Source organism: Vibrio sp. 2017_1457_13 (genome assembly GCF_030851525.1).
Lineage (GTDB): Bacteria > Pseudomonadota > Gammaproteobacteria > Enterobacterales > Vibrionaceae > Vibrio > Vibrio metschnikovii.
Genome location: NZ_VHTA01000004.1, coordinates 113,929 through 134,809 on the forward strand (window position 1 = coordinate 113,929; position 20,881 = coordinate 134,809).

The 20,881-nt window shown below is 44.3% G+C and carries 17 protein-coding genes, 1 tRNA gene and 1 pseudogene; 9 read left to right on the forward strand and 10 right to left on the reverse strand.

Features of this window, described 5'->3' with window-relative positions:
* Positions 1–103: 103 nt before the first annotated feature.
* A complete protein-coding gene (locus FKN88_RS06635; RefSeq protein ID WP_306687368.1) occupies positions 104–850 on the forward strand; it encodes a glycerophosphoryl diester phosphodiesterase in 747 nt (248 codons plus the stop codon).
* A gap of 104 nt (positions 851–954) precedes the next feature.
* Here the strand turns inward: FKN88_RS06635 and FKN88_RS06640 are convergent, their stop codons facing one another.
* The gene (locus FKN88_RS06640) at positions 955–2,085 is read right to left on the reverse strand and encodes a glycerophosphodiester phosphodiesterase (RefSeq protein ID WP_154169188.1); all 1,131 of its coding nucleotides are present in this window, start codon (positions 2,083–2,085) and stop codon (positions 955–957) included.
* A 210-nt stretch (positions 2,086–2,295) separates the two neighbouring features.
* Between FKN88_RS06640 and FKN88_RS06645 the strand changes: the two genes are divergently transcribed.
* The 6 genes from FKN88_RS06645 (at position 2,296) to FKN88_RS06670 (ending at position 9,816) form a co-directional block, all read left to right on the forward strand.
* Positions 2,296–2,823 carry a 4Fe-4S binding protein gene (locus FKN88_RS06645; protein WP_158139013.1) on the forward strand — a complete coding sequence of 176 codons (528 nt, stop codon included), beginning with the start codon at positions 2,296–2,298 and terminating at the stop codon, positions 2,821–2,823.
* A gap of 130 nt (positions 2,824–2,953) precedes the next feature.
* Positions 2,954–5,392, forward strand: a complete 2,439-nt coding sequence (locus FKN88_RS06650; RefSeq protein WP_154169186.1) for a DMSO/selenate family reductase complex A subunit — start codon at positions 2,954–2,956, stop codon at positions 5,390–5,392.
* A gap of 12 nt (positions 5,393–5,404) precedes the next feature.
* Complete coding sequence (locus FKN88_RS06655) at positions 5,405–6,022, forward strand: DMSO/selenate family reductase complex B subunit (protein WP_040904699.1); 618 nt, start codon at positions 5,405–5,407, stop codon at positions 6,020–6,022.
* Positions 6,023–6,025: 3 nt separating this feature from the next.
* Complete coding sequence (locus FKN88_RS06660; RefSeq protein ID WP_154169184.1) at positions 6,026–6,838, forward strand: DmsC/YnfH family molybdoenzyme membrane anchor subunit; 813 nt, start codon at positions 6,026–6,028, stop codon at positions 6,836–6,838.
* Between the two features lie 140 nt (positions 6,839–6,978).
* The gene (locus tag FKN88_RS06665; RefSeq protein ID WP_154169182.1) at positions 6,979–7,530 is read left to right on the forward strand and encodes a molecular chaperone TorD family protein; all 552 of its coding nucleotides are present in this window, start codon (positions 6,979–6,981) and stop codon (positions 7,528–7,530) included.
* A gap of 231 nt (positions 7,531–7,761) precedes the next feature.
* On the forward strand, positions 7,762–9,816 hold the full coding sequence (locus FKN88_RS06670) for a BCCT family transporter (protein WP_161429845.1): 2,055 nt from the start codon (positions 7,762–7,764) through the stop codon (positions 9,814–9,816).
* 116 nt (positions 9,817–9,932) lie between these two features.
* On the opposite strand, the gene FKN88_RS06675 is transcribed toward FKN88_RS06670, so the two are convergent.
* Complete coding sequence (locus tag FKN88_RS06675) at positions 9,933–11,690, reverse strand: lysophospholipid acyltransferase family protein (protein WP_154169181.1); 1,758 nt, start codon at positions 11,688–11,690, stop codon at positions 9,933–9,935.
* A 90-nt stretch (positions 11,691–11,780) separates the two neighbouring features.
* Complete coding sequence (gene leuE / locus FKN88_RS06680; RefSeq protein WP_154169179.1) at positions 11,781–12,419, reverse strand: leucine efflux protein LeuE; 639 nt, start codon at positions 12,417–12,419, stop codon at positions 11,781–11,783.
* Positions 12,420–13,137: 718 nt separating this feature from the next.
* On the opposite strand from leuE, the gene FKN88_RS06685 reads away from it, so the two are divergent.
* Positions 13,138–13,557 carry an ACT domain-containing protein gene (locus FKN88_RS06685; protein ID WP_154169177.1) on the forward strand — a complete coding sequence of 140 codons (420 nt, stop codon included), beginning with the start codon at positions 13,138–13,140 and terminating at the stop codon, positions 13,555–13,557.
* 286 nt (positions 13,558–13,843) lie between these two features.
* Here FKN88_RS06685 and FKN88_RS06690 read toward each other — a convergent pair.
* From FKN88_RS06690 to FKN88_RS17495, 6 genes and pseudogenes are all read right to left on the reverse strand, one after another.
* Positions 13,844–13,919: transfer RNA gene (locus tag FKN88_RS06690), tRNA-Ile, on the reverse strand.
* A gap of 142 nt (positions 13,920–14,061) precedes the next feature.
* Positions 14,062–15,933 carry an RNA polymerase sigma factor RpoD gene (gene rpoD / locus FKN88_RS06695; protein ID WP_115152688.1) on the reverse strand — a complete coding sequence of 624 codons (1,872 nt, stop codon included), beginning with the start codon at positions 15,931–15,933 and terminating at the stop codon, positions 14,062–14,064.
* A 97-nt stretch (positions 15,934–16,030) separates the two neighbouring features.
* The gene (gene dnaG, locus FKN88_RS06700; RefSeq protein ID WP_154169175.1) at positions 16,031–17,794 is read right to left on the reverse strand and encodes a DNA primase; all 1,764 of its coding nucleotides are present in this window, start codon (positions 17,792–17,794) and stop codon (positions 16,031–16,033) included.
* Between the two features lie 95 nt (positions 17,795–17,889).
* The gene (locus FKN88_RS06705) at positions 17,890–18,333 is read right to left on the reverse strand and encodes a GatB/YqeY domain-containing protein (protein ID WP_004396010.1); all 444 of its coding nucleotides are present in this window, start codon (positions 18,331–18,333) and stop codon (positions 17,890–17,892) included.
* Positions 18,334–18,361: 28 nt separating this feature from the next.
* Positions 18,362–18,577 carry a 30S ribosomal protein S21 gene (gene rpsU / locus FKN88_RS06710; RefSeq protein WP_004396009.1) on the reverse strand — a complete coding sequence of 72 codons (216 nt, stop codon included), beginning with the start codon at positions 18,575–18,577 and terminating at the stop codon, positions 18,362–18,364.
* Positions 18,568–18,775 (reverse strand): annotated as a pseudogene (locus FKN88_RS17495) (hypothetical protein). Before FKN88_RS17495 ends, rpsU begins: the two are co-directional and overlap by 10 nt.
* Positions 18,776–18,849: 74 nt before the next feature.
* On the opposite strand from FKN88_RS17495, the gene tsaD reads away from it, so the two are divergent.
* Entirely contained in the window at positions 18,850–19,866 is a 1,017-nt protein-coding gene (gene tsaD, locus FKN88_RS06715; protein WP_004396008.1) for a tRNA (adenosine(37)-N6)-threonylcarbamoyltransferase complex transferase subunit TsaD, read from the forward strand.
* A gap of 53 nt (positions 19,867–19,919) precedes the next feature.
* Here the strand turns inward: tsaD and plsY are convergent, their stop codons facing one another.
* Positions 19,920–20,513 (reverse strand): glycerol-3-phosphate 1-O-acyltransferase PlsY, encoded by a 594-nt coding sequence (gene plsY / locus FKN88_RS06720; protein ID WP_004396007.1) that lies wholly within the window; start codon positions 20,511–20,513, stop codon positions 19,920–19,922.
* Positions 20,514–20,881 lie beyond the last annotated feature (368 nt).

Here is a 20,881-nt window from a genome sequence, read left to right on the forward strand (position 1 = left end):
CCACTCTATTGTTAACAATTTGACTCCGGTATAGTGCATTTCAAGCTCGAACGAGCGATTATCTGCGCTCGAAATGCAACAATTCACAGAGAGTTGATTGAAAATGAACACACTTTTTGCCCATCGTGGCATGTCATCGTTAGCCCCTGAAAATACCTTAGCTGCTTTTCGTCTTTGCCATACACATAAGGTGCAGTGGCTGGAATGTGATGTTGATATCCTTGGTGATGATACGATAGTGATCTCTCACGATGACACATTAGATCGTTGCACCAATCGCAGTGGTAGCCTGTATGGATTGAGTCAACAAGATCTAGCGAATATTGATGCTGGTGGATGGTTCTCTGATGCGTTTGCTGGTGAGCCGATCCCGACCTTTCGCCAATTTATTGAACTGCTTAATGAGCTAAAACTCGACGCTAATATTGAGATAAAATCCTGTACGGCAGGGTGGGAGAAAACGCTCAAATTAATTGAGGGCGTGATTGAGGGATTAAAACTGCTTGATAGTGACAGAAAAGTGATCATTTCGAGTTTTAATCATATTGCTCTCTATGAATTTAAACGGCGTGCGCCGCACTATCCGACCGCTTGTTTATTTACTAAAGAGACACTATCGGAAGATTGGGAATCCATTTTACAGGCATGCCAAGCTGAATATATTCACCCAGAAAATGAAGGATTGTCTCGTGAGCAGGTTGCTGCTTTTAAAGCCAAAGGCTACAAAGTGAACGTTTATACCGTCAATAGCCTACTAAGAGCCAACCAATTATTTAACTGGGGCGTGGATGGTGTCTTTACCGATATCGCTCAGACATTCCCTCGTTCATTCTTCTCTGCGACCAATTAGCCGCGTTAAATCGGTAGCTTGAGTGAAGCAAGTTATTGTCAGCAGAACAAAAAATCCCGTATTGATACGGGATTTTTTATAGAAACCATCAACGTTGATTGAGATTAATAACCAAGTTTCACTAGCGTTGCGGTAACGTCTTTTGCTGGACGTCCAGTTAACGCTTCGACGGCGAGATTAGGACGGTTAGTGAAAAAGCCGGTCACTCCCCGATCGCGATAGCGGATAAGATCTTCAGCATCATCTAAGGTGTAAATATGAGTCACTAACCCTTTTTGCTGATTCATCTCTATCATCCAAGGTTTAGCGAGATCCATATAGCTAAAATTACTCGACCACGAGTCAGCAAAGTTGGCTTGAGTCCCTGATGGGCCAACGCCAATTGCGCCATTGTCTTTAGCAAAATCTATCCATTCTTCATAAGCCGATTTCGATGCGACTTGCACTCGTGCGTAGTAAGCCGCCCAGCTTTCATCATCTTGTTTCGGCTCTGTGGGCTTCATATCGATATAACCGTCGCCAGTCCATAGCAGAAGGACTTTAGGGATATCAGGCATTTCTGCTTGCAGTTGAACTAAGCTCTCTTTTTCAAAGGTTTGCAAAATAACCTTACCTTTCATTTCCTTATCTAGCCAGCCGTGCTGTTGCAAGTTCGCCCTCAGATCCGCTTCGATACCTGGAAACAGTTCAGGTAATTTGGTTTCGATATAAAGGCCAGGTTGGTGTGAGCAATTCTCAGCAACCTCTCTGACTTGATCTAAGGTCATTAATTGCAAGCCACGATAACTTTCTCTTGCGCGTTCTGGATAGGCGTTATTGAACCAAGATCCGGCATCTAATTTTTCTAATTCAGCCCAAGTAAAACTGCTTACTGGACTATCGGCTCGCTCTGGGTAAATCTCCGCAATATTGGTTTTATTGCGCAAATTATTATCATGTACAGCAATTAAAACGCCGTCTTTACTGCGTTGTAGATCGACTTCAAGATAGTCTGCCCCAAATTCACAGGCTAATTGATAAGCTGGTAAAGTCGCTTCTGGTGCGTTATAAGAGTCGCCACGATGAGCAATAATCGCGTTGTCTGGAATAGAAAGCGGTGCTGACAGTGTCGATGATGTGCTTGAGCAGCCTGATAATGAGAGTGCGCCAATAACGCCTAATGTGCTGTAGAGAAATGGTGCTGTCAGGCTCGTTAATGTGTTACGAGCGGTATGGTGCTGCGAAGAAAGATTCAACGTAATACTCCTTTTAGTTGAATGAGGCTAGATAATATAGTTTTGGTGTATGTTTTGGCTTGTTTTTTAACATAAATAGAGCAAATATTCAAAATTGTCGCAAGTCAGTAAGCGCAAGTTAGGTCATCTGCTTTTTGAACATGAACAAGACTTTTAGCTTTACGTCTTTTCGCGCTATGATTGAAGTGTGTTGTTTATCGTAGCTTGGTGATGATGAGTCAGAGTCCCCGTAATTTTAGTCGCCGTGATCTTTTTCGTGGTTTAGTTGCCAGAGGTAAGGCCGCTTATCATGAGGTGGATGATCAGCCGAAACGCACCATACCTCGTCCACCGGGGGCATTAGCAGAGGCAACGTTCAGGCAGTTATGTGATGGCTGTGGTCTGTGTGTTGAAGCGTGCCCAAGCTCCGTTATCCAGTTAACAGGCCAGTGGCCTGAGTTATGTCTAGATTACAATCATTGCCAATTGTGCACTCAGTGCGCGCAAGTGTGTCCAACCGGGGCGCTGCTGCCTGCCACGAAAACTGAGCTTTTACCGACCTTTGCTTATCAGTGTCATAATCGTTTATTGGGTTATTGTGAATTGTGTATTGAGCAGTGCCCAACTCAAGCGATTCAGTGCGAGCCGAATCAACAACCCGTAGTGAATGAAGACTTATGTAATGGGTGTGGTGAATGCCGTCCGATTTGTCCTGCTAATGCGATTGAGTGGCAATTTCGTAAATCAACAGAAAACTAATGATAACTATTATTGTTACTATTTGATAGTAAATGTTTAAAAGTGTAACCACTAATTACATTTTCATTGATAGTGATCATAGGGAAGATCATGCAAGGTTTGGATAATAGGCCGATACATTGGAGGGTCTATGTCCACATCAATAATCAAAAAACTATTTACGCGCCGTGAGTTTATACAAAGCTCTGCGGTTGCTTCTGGCGCAGCGATTGCTGCCAGTTCGATCAGCTTGCCATTTAATGCGCTGGCTGCACCAACACCATCATCCTCGCTGAGCCCAGAACAGATCCGTTATAGCGCTTGTTTAGTGAACTGTGGCAGTCGTTGCCCATTTAAAGTTCATGTGCGCGATGGTGTAGCCGTTAAGATCTCTCCAGAAGATGGGGTCAATGAAGCCATTTTTGGTCAGCATCAAATTCGCCCTTGTTTACGGGGGCGCTCAGCTCGTTTTCGTACCTATAACCCTGACCGTTTAAAGTACCCAATGAAGCGGGTCGGTGAGCGTGGTGAAGGTAAATTCAAGCGCATCAGTTGGGATGAAGCCACCACCATTGTGGCTGAGCAACTGCAACGGGTGATCAACACTTATGGTAATGAAGCCATTTACTATCAATATGGTAGTGGAACGACAGGGGCTAATTTACAAGGCCGTAATACGTGTAAGCGCCTGCTTAATTTAGCTGGTGGCTTCTTAGATATGCACAATACCTATTCAGAAGCTCAACTTAACCGTATTCAGCCGTTTGTTTTTGGACAAGCAGGGAATATTTACGGCACTGAGCAACAAACGCTTTTTGCTGAGATCAAAAATTCCGACTTAGTGGTGATGTTTGGTCAAAACTTGGCAGAAACGCGCATGTCAGGGGGCGGACAAATTGCGGAAATTTATCATGCTCTCGAACAAAGCGGCGCTAAGGTTATTTTGATTGATCCTCGCCGCACCGATAGCGTGACGGCATTTAATGCCGAATGGTTACCGATTCGCCCGGGAACCGATGCGGCGTTAGTCGCGGCAATTGGCCATACCTTAATCAAAGAAAATCTGCTTGATGAGGCCATGCTTAATCAATATACGGTCGGTTGGAGTGAAGAAACTTTGCCTGCCAGTGCGCCAGCGAACTCATCATATAAAGCTTATATTCTCGGTCTTGGGGAAGACAAGATTGAAAAAACGCCAGAATGGGCGGAAGCATTGACCGAAATTCCCGCGCAACGTATTCGTCAGTTGGCTCGTGAAATTGCTAGCGCTAAAGCAGCGTGGATCTCTCAAGGTTGGGGAGTGCAACGCACACAAAACGGTGAGCATGCTGCACGCGCGATCATGATGCTGCCGATTATGACCGGGCAGTTTGGTCGTCCTGGAACCAATATTGGTACTTGGGGAGGCAGTGTCAATTATCCACTAGCGGGTCTGGCGATACCAAATCCAGTCAAAGTGTCGATTCCATGTTTTAGCTGGGTCGATGCGATCACGCGCGGCACCGAGATGACACCAGAAAAAGATTACATCAAAGGTCGAGATCGTTTAACGACCAATGTGAAGTTTCTATGGAATTACGCGTCCAATATCACCGCTAATCAGCATTCGGATCTTAACCAAGTCGATAAAGTGCTGCGTGATGAGTCTTTGTGTGAATTTATTCTGGTATGGGATAACCACATGACAGCCAGCGCTAAATATGCCGACTTATTATTGCCCGATGTTTCAACCTTAGAATCCGATGAGTTAATTAATAACTCTTATCAATCAGGGTCTTATCATTATTTGGTTCGCTTACAAAAAGCGATTGAACCGATGTGGGAAAATCGGCCGACTTACGATGTCTTGGCGGAAATCGCCGATAAGATGGGTTTGAAAGAGGCGTTTACCGAAGGTCGAACCTACCAAGAGTGGATTGAACACGCTTATAACCAAGTGCGTAAACAAGAACCGCATTTGCCTCCATTTGAGCAAACCGATGGTATGGGCGTGATTGATCGCCGGATCGCCGATAGCAGTAAACATATTGCGTTAAAAGATTTTCGTGATGATCCACAGCAACATCCGCTGAAAACGCCATCAGGAAAAATTGAGATTTATTCAGAGCAATTGGCTGAATTGGCGACTCAATGGCAATTACTGCCCGGAGATAAAATTTCGGCGATTCCAGAATACTGGCCAGCCGTTGAAGGTATCGAAGATAAACCGATGCTGAATAAATATCCGTTGCAATTGACAGGGTTTCATACCAAAGGTCATTGCCACTCAACGTATTCGTCCGTTGCTCAATTGAAAGAAGTTGCGCCGGATGTTTTGTGGATCAACCCTATCGATGCTCAAGCGAGAGGTATCCACAATGATGACTTTGTCGAAGTCTTTAATGACAGAGGAAGAGTACGAATTAAAGCGAAGGTATCACCACGCATTATGCCCGGTGTAACGGCGATGCCAGAGGGCGCATGGGCGCAGACCAATAAACAAGGTGTTGATGTTGGTGGCTGTATCAACCGACTAACCTCGCTACGGCCAACGGCGTTAGCTAAAGGTAACCCACAACACACCAATTTGGTCGACGTTAAGCGCGTCTGAGGAGATTTTTAAATGAAACAATATGGCTTTTTTGTCGACTCATCCAAATGTACTGGCTGCAAAACGTGCCAAATCAGTTGTAAAGATGAGAAGGCGCAAGAGGTAGGCCCAAAATATCGCCGAGTATACGAGTATGGTGGTGGTGAGTGGCAGAAAGTAGGCAATGCTTGGCAGCAAAATACCTTCAACTACTACTTATCGATCTCCTGTAATCACTGTGCTGAACCAACGTGTGTGAAAGGTTGCCCGACAGGAGCGATGCATAAACGGAAACAAGATGGTTTAGTGGTGGTTGATCAAGATAAATGCATTGGTTGTCGCTATTGTGAAATGCGTTGTCCTTATGGTGCGCCGCAGTTTGATGAACAAAAGAAAGTGATGTCGAAGTGCGATGGTTGCTATGAGCGAGTGGCTCAAGGTTTAAAACCCGTGTGTGTCGAGTCTTGTCCACAGCGCGCGCTTGATTTTGATGAGATAGCCACATTACGCGCCAAATATGGCGATACCAATGCGGTCGCACCCTTACCGGATCCGCAACTGACCAAACCCAGTTTAGTGATTAAAGCACACGCGGATGCCCGTATGACTGGTGATAAAACCGGTGCTGTTCAAAACCCTTCAGAGGTATAAACGATGCATGAATTACCTTTAGTCTTTTTCACGGTTTTAGGCCAAACCGCGGTTGGTATGATGTTATTGGCTTTTATTGCTGGTCTTGTTGGACAAATTACCAATGCTCAGCGTCATAAAATCAATCTGGTTGCCGTAATTTTATTTGCTGTAGGCATGGCGATTGGTGGCTTACATATGGGACAACCTCAGCGTGCGATTAATTTGCTGTTTGGTTTATTCCGTTCACCGATGAGTAATGAAATTGTTTTAAGTGGCCTCTATTTTGGTTGTGCTTTTTTAACGGTGGCACTCAGTGCTCCTCGCCTGCGCGATATACTGAAAAGCAAGTTTAACGTTACTGTTACCGATACATTGCACCAATGGTTGAATGGGATTGCCGTACTATTAGGCCTAGCTTTTGCTTGGTCGATTACGCAGGTTTATCAATTGGCAACCGTCCCGGCTTGGAATAGCCATTATACGTCGCTGCATTTGTGGCTAACTGTTGCTATCTCTGGTGGGATGTGTGCTTTAGCACTCGGTGCTAAACGACTCGGTGCGTTAGCGGTCATCGTGGGAGCGGCGATTTCGTTTGCAACTCGTACCGGTTATATGGCGTTTTTAACCGAGCAAGTACCGCATTTAGTGAATGCACAAACGATGTTTTGGTACACGTATTTGTTCGCGATGACCATCGCGCTGGTGCTTGCTTTGTGGGTCTTACTGAAAAAACAAGCCGTTAAACCTTTGCTTTTTAGCGGTGCGGCACTGATGATCCTTGGCGAGCTGGCCTCACGTATTACCTTTTATAACTTATGGTGGATAACCATGTAGTGGCGGTTGGGAGGATACTTTGAGCGTATTCTTCTCCTAAACAGTGTGTACCGTTCAGCCTGTGAGAGCAGCGACTTTAAGCGAATTCGCTGGGAGTTGGCTCACGGGCTGAGTACTTTTTAAAACAGAAAGGAAAGCCAATGTTAGCCATTGTTCCTCGAATCCTTGGTAGTTTATTTTACTATTCACCGCAGAGCGAGCCTGCGCAGTATGCGTTACACGATCTGCCTCAATTAGCCAATTATTTCTCTTGGAGCGATCCTAAGGTTATCGAAACCGTGTGCCATCGTCTACCAGAGCCACAACCTGAGCGCTTTAGCGTACTATTCGAAGGGCTAGGGGATATGCCCGCTCCGCCTTGGGGATCGGTATACTTAGATCATGAGCATATCGTGATGGGTGAAAGTACCTTGGCTTATCGTCAATTTCTCCAGCGTCATGGTTTAGCGGTGCAACTCGCCCGTCAGGAACCAGAAGATCAATTTGGATTAATGCTATTAGCCCTTGCTCATTTTCTCGAACAAGGTCAAGAATCTGCGGTTATCGAGCTATTAACGGATCATCTTTTTCCGTGGGCGACGCTCTATTTACAACGCTTAAAATCCGCCTGTGATGAAGATGATTTTTATTATTCTTTAGCAGTATTAGCGGAATATTTTTTAGCAGAATTATCGAGTGATAATTCCGAGTAATTGCACAATGTGGCCTGTAAATATGGCTATTTATCGACTGCGTTTAATTATTTTAAAATGACACGTTAATTTTGTTTAACTTACTGTTTTAAAATGAATTTCATTGTTATTGATGCTTGTTTTTATGACGATGATTTTTATTGAGTTGATAGTGTCATTCGCAGTGAGAGTCAAAATGTTATATGATGAGGAGGTTTTTTTTCAATAAGAACTAATAAAGCAGGAGGCTTTATGATTGATAAGTTAGAGAAATCTAACTCGACTGTGCTTATTCCGGTTTTTATTCCGGCGGTAATTGTCATAGCACTAATGGTAGTAGGAACCATATCAAATCCTAGTCTAGCTGGTGAGGTTTTTTCGACGACGTTAGCTTATATAACCGAAACCTTTGGTTGGTTCTATATGTTAGCGGTCGCCTTATTTTTGATTTTTATTGTCTCATTAGCTTTTACGCGCTGGGGAAATATAAAACTTGGCCCCGATCATGCTGAGCCTGAATATAGCTTTCCAGCTTGGTTTGCGATGCTCTTTTCCGCAGGATACGGTATTGCTTTACTTTTCTTCGGTGTCGCAGAACCGGTATTGCATTATGCCTCGCCACCAACAGGCAGCGGAGAAACTATTGAAGCGGCTAAACAAGCTATGCAAATTGCCTATTTCCACTGGGGATTTCATATCTGGGCCATTTATGGTTTGGTTGGTTTGTGTTTAGCTTATTTTGCTTTTCGGCATGGTTTGCCGTTATCAATGCGCTCAACATTATATCCTTTGATTGGTGAGCGAATTCATGGCCCCATTGGTCATATTGTCGATATATTCGCGATTCTCGGCACCTTATTTGGTATTGCTACGACATTAGGTTTATCGGTTGCTCAAATTAACGCAGGGGTTAACTATTTATGGCCAAGCGTCGAAGTGGGTGTGCCTTTCCAAATTAGTGCGATTGCGGTGATTACTTGCTTAGCTTTATTTTCAGTGCTTGCAGGTATGGATAAAGGTGTTAAGCGTTTATCGATTATTAATATGCTGTTAGCGATCAGTTTGATGCTCTTCGTATTTATCGTTGGACCCACAATATTTATCTTAGAAACCTTTTTAGAAAATACGGGAAGTTATTTAAGTAATATTGTTGAACGAACATTTAGTCTGCAAGCTTATGAATCAAGCGACTGGATTGGTAACTGGACTCTGTTTATTTTTGGCTGGACGATAGCTTGGGCACCCTTTGTTGGGCTATTTATTGCCAAAATAAGTCGCGGCCGCACGATTCGACAATTTGTGGTCGGGGTCATGTTGGTACCGTCGATCTTTACCTTCCTTTGGTTCTCTATTTTTGGCGACACCGCACTGCATCTGATTATGGTTGAAGGTTATACCTCACTGATTACCGATGTGCAGGCCGATCATGCTGTCGCGCTCTTTCAGTTGTTTGAGCTTCTGCCTCTCTCTTCCGTGGTTTCCTTTATTACGGTATTGCTGATCATCACCTTCTTTGTCACTTCATCAGATTCAGGCTCATTAGTGATTGATTCATTAGCATCGGGCGGTGCAATGCATACTCCAGTCTGGCAGCGTACATTCTGGGTGGTGACTCAAGGACTGGTTGCTTCGGTGTTACTGCTTGCGGGGGGACTCAGCGCCTTACAAACCGCCTCGATCGTTAGTGCCTTACCGTTTGCCATTATCATGTTAATTGGTGGTATTGGCATGTGGCGAGCGTTAGTGATTGAAGGGCATCATGAGACCAGTTTACAGCACGATATGAAGTTACCTGTGCATCTGCAAGGCAAAACCAATTGGAAAAAGCGACTATCGCACCTTATTGATTTCCCGGCTAAAACTAGTGTGGAGAAATTCATCGAGCAGACCGGACTGGCTGCTATGAACACCGTTAAGCAGGAGCTTGAACATAAAGGTTGGCAAGCAAAAGTGACCTTTGATGATCTCAATACTCGCTGCATTATTGATGTTGAGAAAGCGGGCGAAGTGGAGTTTATTTATGAGATTCGCCTGCGTGCTTATGAGATGCCCGAGTTTGCTTCCGAGCAAGAGAAACAAATCGATGATGATTATTATTATCGAGCGGAAGTGTTTCTTCGTCGGGGAGGTCAAGCCTACGATGTCTATGGTTATGAAGAGCGCGATATCATCAATGATATTTTGGATCAATTTGAGAAGTATCTGCACTTTTTACATATTTCACCGGGGAGTTTGCCTTGGCGAATGGAAGAGCATGATGATGATTTACAAAGCGAAGATCCCACTACGGCAACGTCATCGGTTTAATATTGGCTTCGTAAGCTGAGAATGTAAGGACAACGTAGCCTGCAACGCCAAGTTGTTTGGGTATAGCAAAGTAATCAAAAAATCAGGCACGCTGCTTTGATGGGCGTGCCTGATTTTTACTCTGAATTATGCTGCGTTAAATAGCGATGAGCGGCTTCAACCCCCATATAACGGGCGAGCGTTCGTACCGGAACTTGACGTAAATCGACCATAATTAACCCATCTAATGAGTCGTTAAAATCAGGATCGACGTTAAAGCAAACCAAACGGCCATTTAAGCCTAAATATTGGCGCAATAAAACAGGGATGCTTTTGCCATCATCAATACGCGCGATCACTCGTGATAAAAGCTGCAGGTCTGCTAGGGCTGACAGTAAGCTGGCATTCCATAGCTGATAGGTACTCGATAGTGGGTGACTGGCACTGACTAAATTGGCCTGTTCTTGATCGTAATAGTGCAGTGTCATGGTATCGGCGAGTAATTGACGTGCAAGTTCACTGTAATCACTGCTGATGCTGACTGGGCCAAAAAGGTGTGTGTATTCAGGGTGGCGATCAATATAGGTCGCAATGCCTTTCCAGAGCAGCAGTAATGGCGCGACGCTTTTTTGATAAGCACTATCGACCACCGAACGCCCCATCTCAATAGATTTACCCATATTATCGATAAAACGCTGATCGTAATGAAACAAAGTGCGTGTGTATAAGCCATGCATACCGTGTCGCTCGACTAATTTATCGACCAATCCGAGACGATAAGCGCCAACTAACGCATGTTCTGTCCGATCCCAAATAAAAAGATGCAGGTAATCGCGATCAAAGTGATCAATATCTAAGGCAAGCCCAGTTCCTTCACCGACGTGGCGAAAATTCAACTCTCTGACTCGACCAATTTCATGCAAGATTGCCGGAATTTGCTCGGCACTGGCACAATATACGCTAAAGTGTTGATGATCCAATAAATGACATTCTTGAGGTAGAGTATCAATATCTTGTTGTAACATCTCGTCGCTCAGCCTTTCAACGACAGGTGGTAGGCTTCTATCTTGCTGCGTTTTATCGCGAGTTATCCAGCGCTGATTTTGTAATAAATAGGTGTTTAAGCGTAAATAATTAACCAGTTGTTGATCATCTAAGGTGGCGATTTCTGAGCAAGCAATGGTTTCTCCTATCGCTATTTCGATACAACTTTGCTGTTTGTTGAGTAGCTCTCTACCCAGTAAGAGTGTGCGAAGTAATGGATGTATCTTTCCAGCCATATAAAATCGTTTTGAGTTTTGGCCATCAATATAGATTGGTAAGACGGTCGCTTGATGTTTTTTCACTAAACGGCTGACTGATTGGCTCCACTCTTTATCCTCGACTCGCTGCGGTTTATTGTCTACCCACTGTGAGACTTCCCCAGCAGGAAACATCAATAAAACACCCCCATTGGCAAGATGCTGATGAGCTTGACGTAAGGCTGATAGATTGGCATGACTGGCATTCTCGCGGGCAAATACATCGATACCAATAAACAGCTCATCGATCTCTGGCACCGTTTTTAAATAGTGATTGGCGAGAATTTTGACGTCATTACGAACCGATAGCAGCAGTTCAGCAAGGATAATGCCTTCAACACATCCGAGAGGATGATTAGCGACGACAATGGTCGTGCCCGTTGTTGGTATTTGTGATACGCAGCCCTTAGTGACGCGATAATCAATTCCTAATATCTCTAAGGTAAAACGTAAAAATTCCGCGCTGGAGCATTGTGCGGGACGCTGATGATAAAATTTATCGAGTTGACTTAATCCTGTTGCCCATTCTGCAAAGTGTTCAGCCAGTCCAAAAGGGGTTTTACGGGGTAATTTAAAAGGGCTCGTAGATAGCATAACGTCCTCACAAACTGTGATCTTGACGTTATGCTAAGTGGGGTTTGTGTCAGCGAGGCGGCATTGTGATGAAGTTTTTATGGCGAAAGATTAAGCGGTTAAAGCCAGTCTTAGCGCAAACATCACAAACAGTGAGCCAATAAAAGTATTGGATAGCGTCGCTAGTTTTTTATGTTGTTTGACTTTATTCGTGATCCCAAAACCAGCAAAAATCAGTAGCGAGAGATAAAGCATGCTACACAGCTGCAAAATTGCGCCCAAAACTAAAAACGATAAACCGGTACTTTGCGCATTAAAATCAATAAATTGAATAAAAAATGAGACATAAAAAATAATCATTTTAGGATTGAGGATACTCAGCCCTAACGCTTTAAAATAGATCCCTTTACTGCCTTGAACTGATTTCACCTCAGGCTGAGACTCTTTAACTCGTAAGCTCTGAGTAATGGTTTTTATACCGAGATAAAGTAGGTAAGCCGCACCCAAATATTGAATGGCATGAAACAAGGCCGGTGAGTTTTTGACCACGGTAGCCACGCCCAAAAAGGCTAAAAAAATCAGCAGTGCATCACCAGTAAAGACGCCCATTGCCGCTTTATATCCGCCACGCACACCATACTTTGCGCTAGCCGTTAGCACGAAGATAGAATTTGGCCCTGGAACAATAACAATTAAAAAAACGCCGACCAAATAGGCCCAAAGGTTAACGATGCCAATGCTTTCCAACATATGATTCTTACCCAATAATATCAATCAAAGTACGCGGGTATACCCAAACGACTTAAAGTTGTAGCGGTGTTGGCCGCGCGTTCGTTCATCCCAAGCACATCGTGTATCGATGTTCATGGCGTTTTATGCACTTGCCGTTTTCTCTTCACTCTAAGAGGCTTTGGTATATAACCATTTAATAAAAATAGATTTTATTTTTCAAAAGGCCCTGAAGGAGTGGCTAGGTGCCCTTGGATATGGCTCATTTCTAGGTCATTTTCGTGTATCATAACGCGATTTTAAAAATTTGGAATATGTGACTGTTTGATTTGTTATTATTGGTGTTTTTATCTGGTTTTTTGTTTTTTAATTGAAATTAAAGTCCGATTATTGATTTTATTTTGAATTTTAATTTCAAAAATTGACCTTGATTTGGTGGTCGTTTGTTTTGTGAAGCATTCTTTATTTAAAATGCTATTTAATCTGTATTTTTCAGTTTTTTATCCTGTTGGAATCCATTGTTGAGTGAATGAGTGTGATGATGATAAGTAAGTTTTTTATCGTAGCCAAACGTTAAAGCAACCATGTAACAGCAATCTATTTCTCTCTTTCTTGTATTTATTTAGTTTATGTAGTGCAGGATATTAGCCTTTCTAATGTTTGATTAATATTATGAATTAAACTTATTTTATTTCACCGTATATTCTTCACGTTTGTAGGTAGTAGATAAGGTTAGAAAATGTCAGCAATTAGAGAGTTAGAGGTATTACTAAAGTCGATGTCACCACAGATCATCGAGGGCAATTACGTATTTTGTACCGTGAAGGGGCCGTTATCTGAGTATTGGCACCTAGATCCAATCGCAACATGTCGAGAGCAAGAGGGCTTAACTTTAGTGTTATTAGAGCAACAAGCCAAAGCCGCCCAACTCAAGTTTGATAGCGTTTTTAGCTTAATCACACTTACCGTGCATTCTAGTTTAGAGGCGGTAGGTTTAACCGCTGCGTTCGCGACTAAGTTAGCGTCTTATGGGATCAGTGCTAATGTGATTGCTGGTTATTATCACGACCATATTTTTGTGCAAAGCACTCTGGCTGAAAAGGCGCTACAGGCTTTGCAAGAATTTACTCAGCAAACAGATAATGAGAACACACAATGAAAGCATATCAACCAGTAGCACTAAAGCTCACCACTTTATCGGGGCGAAGAGTAACTTATTACCGAAAGGTCTCAGAATTGGCACAAGCTCTTGAATCTGGCGCAAAGCCTTTCTCTCTTGCGGTTATCAATAAGAATAATCTCCGCTCTCATCGGTAATGATACAGAGTACTAAAAAGTAGCTTGAGTGAGAAAGAGAAGAGTGCATGATCGGGGCTTACCTGACCCAAAATCGTCAGGCACAAAAAAAGGTTAGTAAACACTACGCTTACTAACCTTCTAGAATTTGGTGGCCCCTCGCAGACTTGAACTGCGGACCAATCGATTATGAGTCGACTGCTCTAACCACTGAGCTAAGGGGCCGATAGGTGTGTGATTATAGGGGAAGGCTGGGTGTCTGTCTAGCCGGAAAATAGGGTAATAGCGCTTAGTTTTTATTCACTTAGCATTTGGGGTAATAAAAAAGGCGAGCATTTGCTCACCTTTTAAACACGTTGGTTTTTAGTTATTCATCAAGGAAGCTGCGCAGAGTTTCTGAGCGGCTTGGGTGACGAAGTTTACGCAGTGCTTTGGCTTCGATTTGACGAATACGTTCGCGAGTAACATCGAACTGTTTGCCCACTTCTTCAAGAGTGTGGTCTGTATTCATATCAATACCAAAACGCATCCGTAACACTTTAGCTTCACGTGGTGTTAAGCCAGCCAGAACGTCTCTTGTTGCGGCTCTTAGGCTCGTTGCCGTGGCTGAGTCTAGAGGCAGTTCAAGCGTAGTATCTTCAATAAAATCACCTAGATGTGAATCTTCATCATCACCTATTGGCGTTTCCATTGAGATTGGCTCTTTGGCGATTTTGAGCACTTTGCGAATTTTATCTTCCGGCATTTGCATGCGTTCCGCTAATTCTTCAGGCAGAGGCTCACGACCCATCTCTTGCAGCATCTGGCGCGAAATTCGGTTCAGTTTGTTGATCGTTTCGATCATGTGAACTGGAATACGAATGGTGCGCGCTTGATCAGCAATAGAACGGGTGATGGCTTGGCGAATCCACCACGTTGCATAGGTTGAGAACTTATAACCACGGCGATATTCAAATTTATCTACCGCTTTCATTAGGCCAATGTTACCTTCTTGGATCAGATCCAAAAATTGTAGACCACGGTTGGTGTATTTCTTGGCAATCGAAATAACCAAACGTAGGTTGGCTTCTACCATCTCTTTTTTCGCTCGGCGAGCTTTCGCTTCACCAATTGACATGCGACGGCTAATGTCTTTGATGCGGTTCACATCAAGTGAGGTTTCTTGTTCAATAATACGCAGCTTTTGAATAGAACGACGGATCATTTCTTCATTGGCGCGAATTTTTTCAACGTAAGGCTTATCGGTCGCAAGGACTTGATCTAGCCATGCTTCGCTCGATTCATTACCCGTAAATAGGGCGATGAATGACTTTTTCGGCATTTTAGCGACTTCGACCACGGTCTTCATGATCAAGCGTTCTTGAGTACGAACACGTTCCATTGAGTTACGCAGTGTGGTGACTAAATGATCAAACTGCTTAGGCGTTAGACGAAACTCGCGGAAGATATCCAGTACTAACTCAGAAGCTTGCTGAGTTGTTGAGCTGTCATTACCGTGTTCGTTGATCGCTAACTGTAAGTTTTGATATTTATTACGTAACTCAGTGAATTTTTCTAGTGCCAGTTCAGGATCGATACCAGTATCTTCTTCGGCATCGTCGGTGCTGTCACCATCTTCGTCTTCATCTTCGTCTTCATCGATGTCTTTACTGTCTTCGTCATCGAGATCAGCACCAGTCAGCTCAGAGCCGATGTGCGTCGCGGTTGGCGCAGTAGTTTCATCTTCATTCGGGTCAACAAAACCGGAAATCAGATCGGTTAGGCGTAACTCTTCTGCTTGAACTTTATCGAACTGCTCAAGAATATAAGGAATCGTACCGGGATATTCAGCAACGGCGCTTTGAACTTGGTTAATACCTTCTTCAATGCGTTTAGCGATATCAATTTCACCTTCACGAGTTAGCAGCTCTACGGTTCCCATTTCACGCATATACATGCGTACAGGATCGGTAGTTCGACCAATCTCGCTTTCTACGCTTGAAAGCGCTGCGGCAGCGGCTTCAGCGGCATCTTCATCAGTGATCGTGTTATCGTCGCTTAAAGCGAGATCATCGGCATCAGGAGCAGTTTCTACTACCTTAATACCCATGTCGTTGATCATCTGAATAATATCTTCCACTTGCTCAGAATCGACGATCTCAGCAGGTAGGTGGTCATTTACTTCGGCGTAGGTCAGATAGCCTTGTTCCTTGCCCTTGATGACAAGTAATTTTAGCTGTGACTGCGGATTTTGATCCATAGACGGTATCCAACTTCGTATCTGGTGAAAGAATAGTGTGCGAAATGCAAACCATGTATATTAACAAATTTATTCGTTGCTGACTATTTAAACTGGGTTACGCTTTCAATTCTAGCATTAATGCTATGAGCTCCCTTTTTTCATCGGTTGATAAACCGACGCTTCTTTCTTTCGCCTGCAAGTTTTCAATTTGTTTTTCTACACACTGGGCAAGAATTTTGTCCAATGAGTCTAAAAATAGTTCTTCTTGGTTGTCTTCGACAAGGGGGATTTCCCAACTTGCCAGACGAGACAGCAGTGCTTCATGTTCATTATTACGCCAATGCTCAAGCAATTGACCGGTAGTGATATGGGGGTGTTGCTGACAATTTTCAACCACATTGACCAGCAAACTTAAACCGGGAATGGCTAAGTGTTTGACACTCGACAATTCCGGCACCATTTCAGCATAGCTCGGATTTTGCACAAGCAAAGCGATAACTTCACGCATTGGGGTGCGTTTTAGCTCTTTGTGCGGTTGTGGTCGCTCGCTTGTTGGTTGAGTGCGACGTTGTTTTCCATGGCTCATAAAGCCCGTGAGTTTATCGAGCTTTTCATCCAACTCTTGTTGAAAGCCAATATCTGGGATTTTATTAATCAACTCATTCGCTAAGGTGCGTAGGGTTGATTTTCCTTCTACGGTACCTAAGTTGAGTTTGTGGGTCTCAATCAGGTTTTCAAAAAGATAACTCGAGAGCGGTTTTGCATTCTGTACGGCTTGTTCAAAATTTTCTTTACCGTGCTTTCTGATGTAGCTGTCAGGATCCTCACCATCGGGCAAGAAAAGAAACTTAAGAATATTGCCACTTTTAAGATAGCTTAGCGCATTTTCTAAAGCTCGCCAGGCCGCTTCTCTGCCGGCTCGGTCACCATCATAGCAACAGACAACGGTATTGGTTTGACGAAACAGCAGTTGTAAGTGGTCGCCAGTGGTCGCGGTACCCAGTGAGGCAACCGCATAATCAACACCATATTGGGCTAAAGCGACCACATCCATATAGCCCTCAACGACCAGTATCTGTACTGGATCGCGATGAGCTTGCATCACTTCATACAGGCCGTAAAGCTCTTTACCTTTATGGAATATCGGCGTTTCTGGCGAGTTAAGGTATTTAGGTGTGCCATTACCAATCACTCGACCACCAAAGCCAATCACGCGACCCCGGCGATCTCTAATCGGAAACATGACTCGACCACGAAAACGGTCGTAGCGTTTGCCACTCTCGTTCTCTATCAGCATTCCACCCGTCACCAGCATCTCTTGAGTTTGTGGATGCTGGCCAAAATTACGGCGTACTAAGTCCCACTCGTCAGGTACGTAACCAATGCCAAACTGTTGTGCTATATCACCGGATAAGCCTCGATCTTTGAGATACTCGATTGCGCCTCGCCCGGCTGGGGTTTTTAATTGCTGACGATAAAACTGTGCGATGTTACTTAGTAAATCATACAGTGTGCGTTTTTCATCGCTATTAACGCGCGGTGTTGAATTTGAGGCTGACTGACTGTTGTTGTAGCGCTCTTCGCGTGGAACCTCTAACCCTAGATAAGAAGCAAGTTCTTCAATGGCTTCAGGGAATTCCAGTCGCTCGTATTCCATAAGGAAATCAATCGCGTTGCCATGCACACCACAACCAAAGCAGTGATAAAACTGTTTTTCTTGGCTGACGCTAAACGAAGGGGTTTTCTCATTATGAAATGGGCAGCAAGCGCCGTAGTTTTTGCCCTTTTTTTTAAGTTTTACACGTGCGTCGATGATGTCGACAATATCGAGTCGAGCAAGAAGATCATCAATGAAACTACGAGGAATTTGTCCTGCCATACAACCTAAAAGAAAGAGAGAAAAACCAAAAGTGTAGATACGAACAAGCCGTGCCTACCAGAGGATAGCACGGCTTGATGCATTTGGGTGTGGGATTAAACGAGTTTAGCGCGAACTAAACTGCTTACTCTACCCATATCTGCACGCCCTTGAATATGTGGTTTGATCAGCGCCATCACTTTACCCATGTCTTGCATGCCACTGGCTTGAGATTCAGCCACCGCACTGTCAATCAGGGCGATAACGTCTTCTTCACTCAATGGTTGAGGCATAAATTCCTCAAGAACGGTGATTTCCGCTTTTTCCACATCTGCTAAATCTTGACGATTAGCGGCTTCATATTGCGTAACAGAGTCGCGACGTTGTTTAACCATTTTCACCAGCACAGCCAAAATGTCGTCGTCGTTCAGAGTAATCTGTTCGTCAACTTCACGTTGCTTAATGGCGGCTAAGGCCAAACGAATAGTGCCAAGGCGCGCTTTGTCCTTGGCTTTCATCGCTAATTTTTGCTCTTCTTTGAGAGTGTCAATCAGAGCCATAACTTTATTCCTTTTTTGGAATCAGTTATTAGTACAGGCGAACGCGACGAGCGTTTTCGCGAGCTAGCTTCTTAGCGTGACGCTTTTGAGCTGCTGCTTTAGCACGTTTGCGAACAGTAGTTGGCTTTTCGTAGTGCTCACGACGACGCACTTCAGAAAGGATACCTGCTTTTTCGCAAGAGCGCTTGAAACGACGTAGTGCTACGTCGAACGGTTCGTTTTCACGTACTTTAACTATTGGCATATGCCTTTCACCTCAGGGGTTAATTCGTTAACGCTGGTATTTTGTGGCCAAAGTAACAAGATAGCTTGTCGACTAGAGCGATAACCAGCTTGATCAAAAATGGTGCGGAATTTTAATCCTATCGTGACCGCTTTGTAAAGTACTTTGTTGTTTACTGTCTGTACAAAGTTTGTTTGTCATGCCAAGCCGAGGTAACATGAGCGGAATTTTGATTATTGGCGGCTGTTCGACCACGGTCAACAGCTTCTAGCAGACAGCATGCTGAGAATACTATGCGCATTATTGGAATTGAAACCTCTTGCGATGAAACTGGAATCGCGATTTATGATGATGAGAAAGGTCTTTTATCTCATCAATTGTATAGCCAAGTAAAACTGCACGCCGATTATGGTGGTGTGGTACCGGAGCTGGCTTCGCGTGATCACGTGAAAAAAACCATTCCACTGATTAAAGCCGCCATGGCGGAGGCTAAGCTGACTCCCGCCGATATTGACGGCATAGCTTATACTGCCGGCCCCGGTTTGGTGGGCGCTTTATTGGTCGGAGCGACGATTGGTCGTAGTTTGGCGTATGCTTGGAATATTCCTGCGGTGGCGGTTCATCATATGGAAGGGCATTTGTTGGCGCCAATGCTGGAAGATAATCCACCACCGTTTCCCTTTGTTGCGGTATTGGTTTCTGGTGGCCACTCGATGATGGTGGAAGTTAAGGGAATTGGCGATTATACGATTTTGGGTGAATCGATTGATGATGCGGCAGGCGAAGCGTTTGATAAAACCGCTAAGTTGATGGGGCTCGATTATCCAGGAGGACCGATGTTGGCTCGCTTGGCAGAAAAAGGCACGCCTGGACGCTTTAAGTTTCCTCGCCCTATGACCGACCGCCCGGGCTTAGACATGAGTTTTTCAGGTTTAAAAACCTTTACAGCCAATACCATTGCTGCCAATGGTGACGATGAGCAAACTCGAGCTGATATTGCTTATGCGTTCCAAGATGCAGTGTGTGACACATTAGTCATCAAATGTCGACGTGCGCTCGAGCAAACTGGAATGAAGCGTATTGTGATTGCTGGTGGGGTGAGTGCGAATAAGCAGCTACGTGCCGATTTAGCCAAGCTAGCCGAGAAAATTGGCGGTGAGGTGTTTTATCCGCGTACCGAATTTTGTACCGATAATGGCGCGATGATTGCTTATGCGGGGATGCAACGCTTAAAAAATGGTGATGTTACAGAGCTCAGTGTTCAAGCGAGGCCTCGTTGGCCGATTGACCAGCTGACGCCGATTGCTTAATCAATCAAGCGGTAACGGTTCTCATTGGAAACGGTCATAGCATGGCCGTTTTTTTATGGTTTTTTCTCGCCCACTTTCGGCTCTGTGCCGATAAAAAGACGCTTGATGTTCTCTTGATGACGAAGCACGATTAAGCAGCAGAGCATCGCGACGGGCAATGTATAGTGTGGTTTGATCATCCAGGTATAAAAAGGCGTCAATAAAACGGTTACCAGTGCGGCAAGGGAGGAATAACGGAAAATAAAGACCACCACTAACCAAGTGACAATGACCATGGCGGTTAATTCTAAGCCTATTGGTGCAATGGCGCCTAGTGCTGTCGCCACGCCCTTACCGCCTTTGAAATGGAAAAATAGGGGATACATGTGACCAAGGCAGGCCGCGATACCGATTAAGCCGAGCATGAGAGGATCAATGTTAAGGTAATAACCGCCCCAGACAGGAATCGTTCCTTTGAGCATGTCACAAATCAGCACTGCCAAGGCGGTTTTCTTACCGGCAATGCGCAGTACATTGGTGGCTCCGGGATTATGAGAGCCGACGCCGCGAGGATCAGGCAAACGCAGTAATCGGCAGATCAATACCGCACTGGAAATTGACCCCAGTAAATAGGCGCAAATAATCATGATCAGTGCTAGTGGCGTCATAGCGGCCTCTACCGTCGTTGTTTGGCTACGTATTGTTTGTAAGGTAAGCCAATGTTTAGCGGGGGACTCTCTCTAATGCGACGAATATCCCCTTCTTAATTGAAGCTACAGCGGTGTTGGCTGCGTTCGTTTATCCCAATCACATATCATGGCGATGTACTCACTTGCCGACGGCGTGCAACCCCAAGTCGTTTGGGTATAGTCTCAGGATTTCTTTATTTTTAACGTGACCCAAACCTGATAAAAGTTGTCTTGGACGCGGTCATCACGTTAACTTTTCCTGCTGATAAAAAATGACAACCTGACGGTTTTTTAATGATGGCATGCGTTGCCGGTTATCATTGCAAGCAATTGTTAAATAGCCTGAA

Excerpts from the sequence above, each read along its gene's own strand:
- FKN88_RS06635 (WP_306687368.1), top strand. The coding sequence starts at position 104 with ATGAACACACTTTTTGCCCATCGTGGCATGTCATCGTTAGCCCCTGAA.
- FKN88_RS06645 (WP_158139013.1), top strand. The coding sequence starts at position 2,296 with ATGATGAGTCAGAGTCCCCGTAATTTTAGTCGCCGTGATCTTTTTCGT.
- FKN88_RS06650 (WP_154169186.1), top strand. The coding sequence starts at position 2,954 with ATGTCCACATCAATAATCAAAAAACTATTTACGCGCCGTGAGTTTATA.
- FKN88_RS06655 (WP_040904699.1), top strand. The coding sequence starts at position 5,405 with ATGAAACAATATGGCTTTTTTGTCGACTCATCCAAATGTACTGGCTGC.
- FKN88_RS06660 (WP_154169184.1), top strand. The coding sequence starts at position 6,026 with ATGCATGAATTACCTTTAGTCTTTTTCACGGTTTTAGGCCAAACCGCG.
- FKN88_RS06665 (WP_154169182.1), top strand. The coding sequence starts at position 6,979 with ATGTTAGCCATTGTTCCTCGAATCCTTGGTAGTTTATTTTACTATTCA.
- FKN88_RS06670 (WP_161429845.1), top strand. The coding sequence starts at position 7,762 with ATGATTGATAAGTTAGAGAAATCTAACTCGACTGTGCTTATTCCGGTT.
- FKN88_RS06675 (WP_154169181.1), bottom strand. The coding sequence starts at position 11,690 with ATGCTATCTACGAGCCCTTTTAAATTACCCCGTAAAACCCCTTTTGGA.
- leuE (WP_154169179.1), bottom strand. The coding sequence starts at position 12,419 with ATGTTGGAAAGCATTGGCATCGTTAACCTTTGGGCCTATTTGGTCGGC.
- FKN88_RS06685 (WP_154169177.1), top strand. The coding sequence starts at position 13,138 with ATGTCAGCAATTAGAGAGTTAGAGGTATTACTAAAGTCGATGTCACCA.
- rpoD (WP_115152688.1), bottom strand. The coding sequence starts at position 15,933 with ATGGATCAAAATCCGCAGTCACAGCTAAAATTACTTGTCATCAAGGGC.
- dnaG (WP_154169175.1), bottom strand. The coding sequence starts at position 17,794 with ATGGCAGGACAAATTCCTCGTAGTTTCATTGATGATCTTCTTGCTCGA.
- FKN88_RS06705 (WP_004396010.1), bottom strand. The coding sequence starts at position 18,333 with ATGGCTCTGATTGACACTCTCAAAGAAGAGCAAAAATTAGCGATGAAA.
- rpsU (WP_004396009.1), bottom strand. The coding sequence starts at position 18,577 with ATGCCAATAGTTAAAGTACGTGAAAACGAACCGTTCGACGTAGCACTA.
- tsaD (WP_004396008.1), top strand. The coding sequence starts at position 18,850 with ATGCGCATTATTGGAATTGAAACCTCTTGCGATGAAACTGGAATCGCG.
- plsY (WP_004396007.1), bottom strand. The coding sequence starts at position 20,513 with ATGACGCCACTAGCACTGATCATGATTATTTGCGCCTATTTACTGGGG.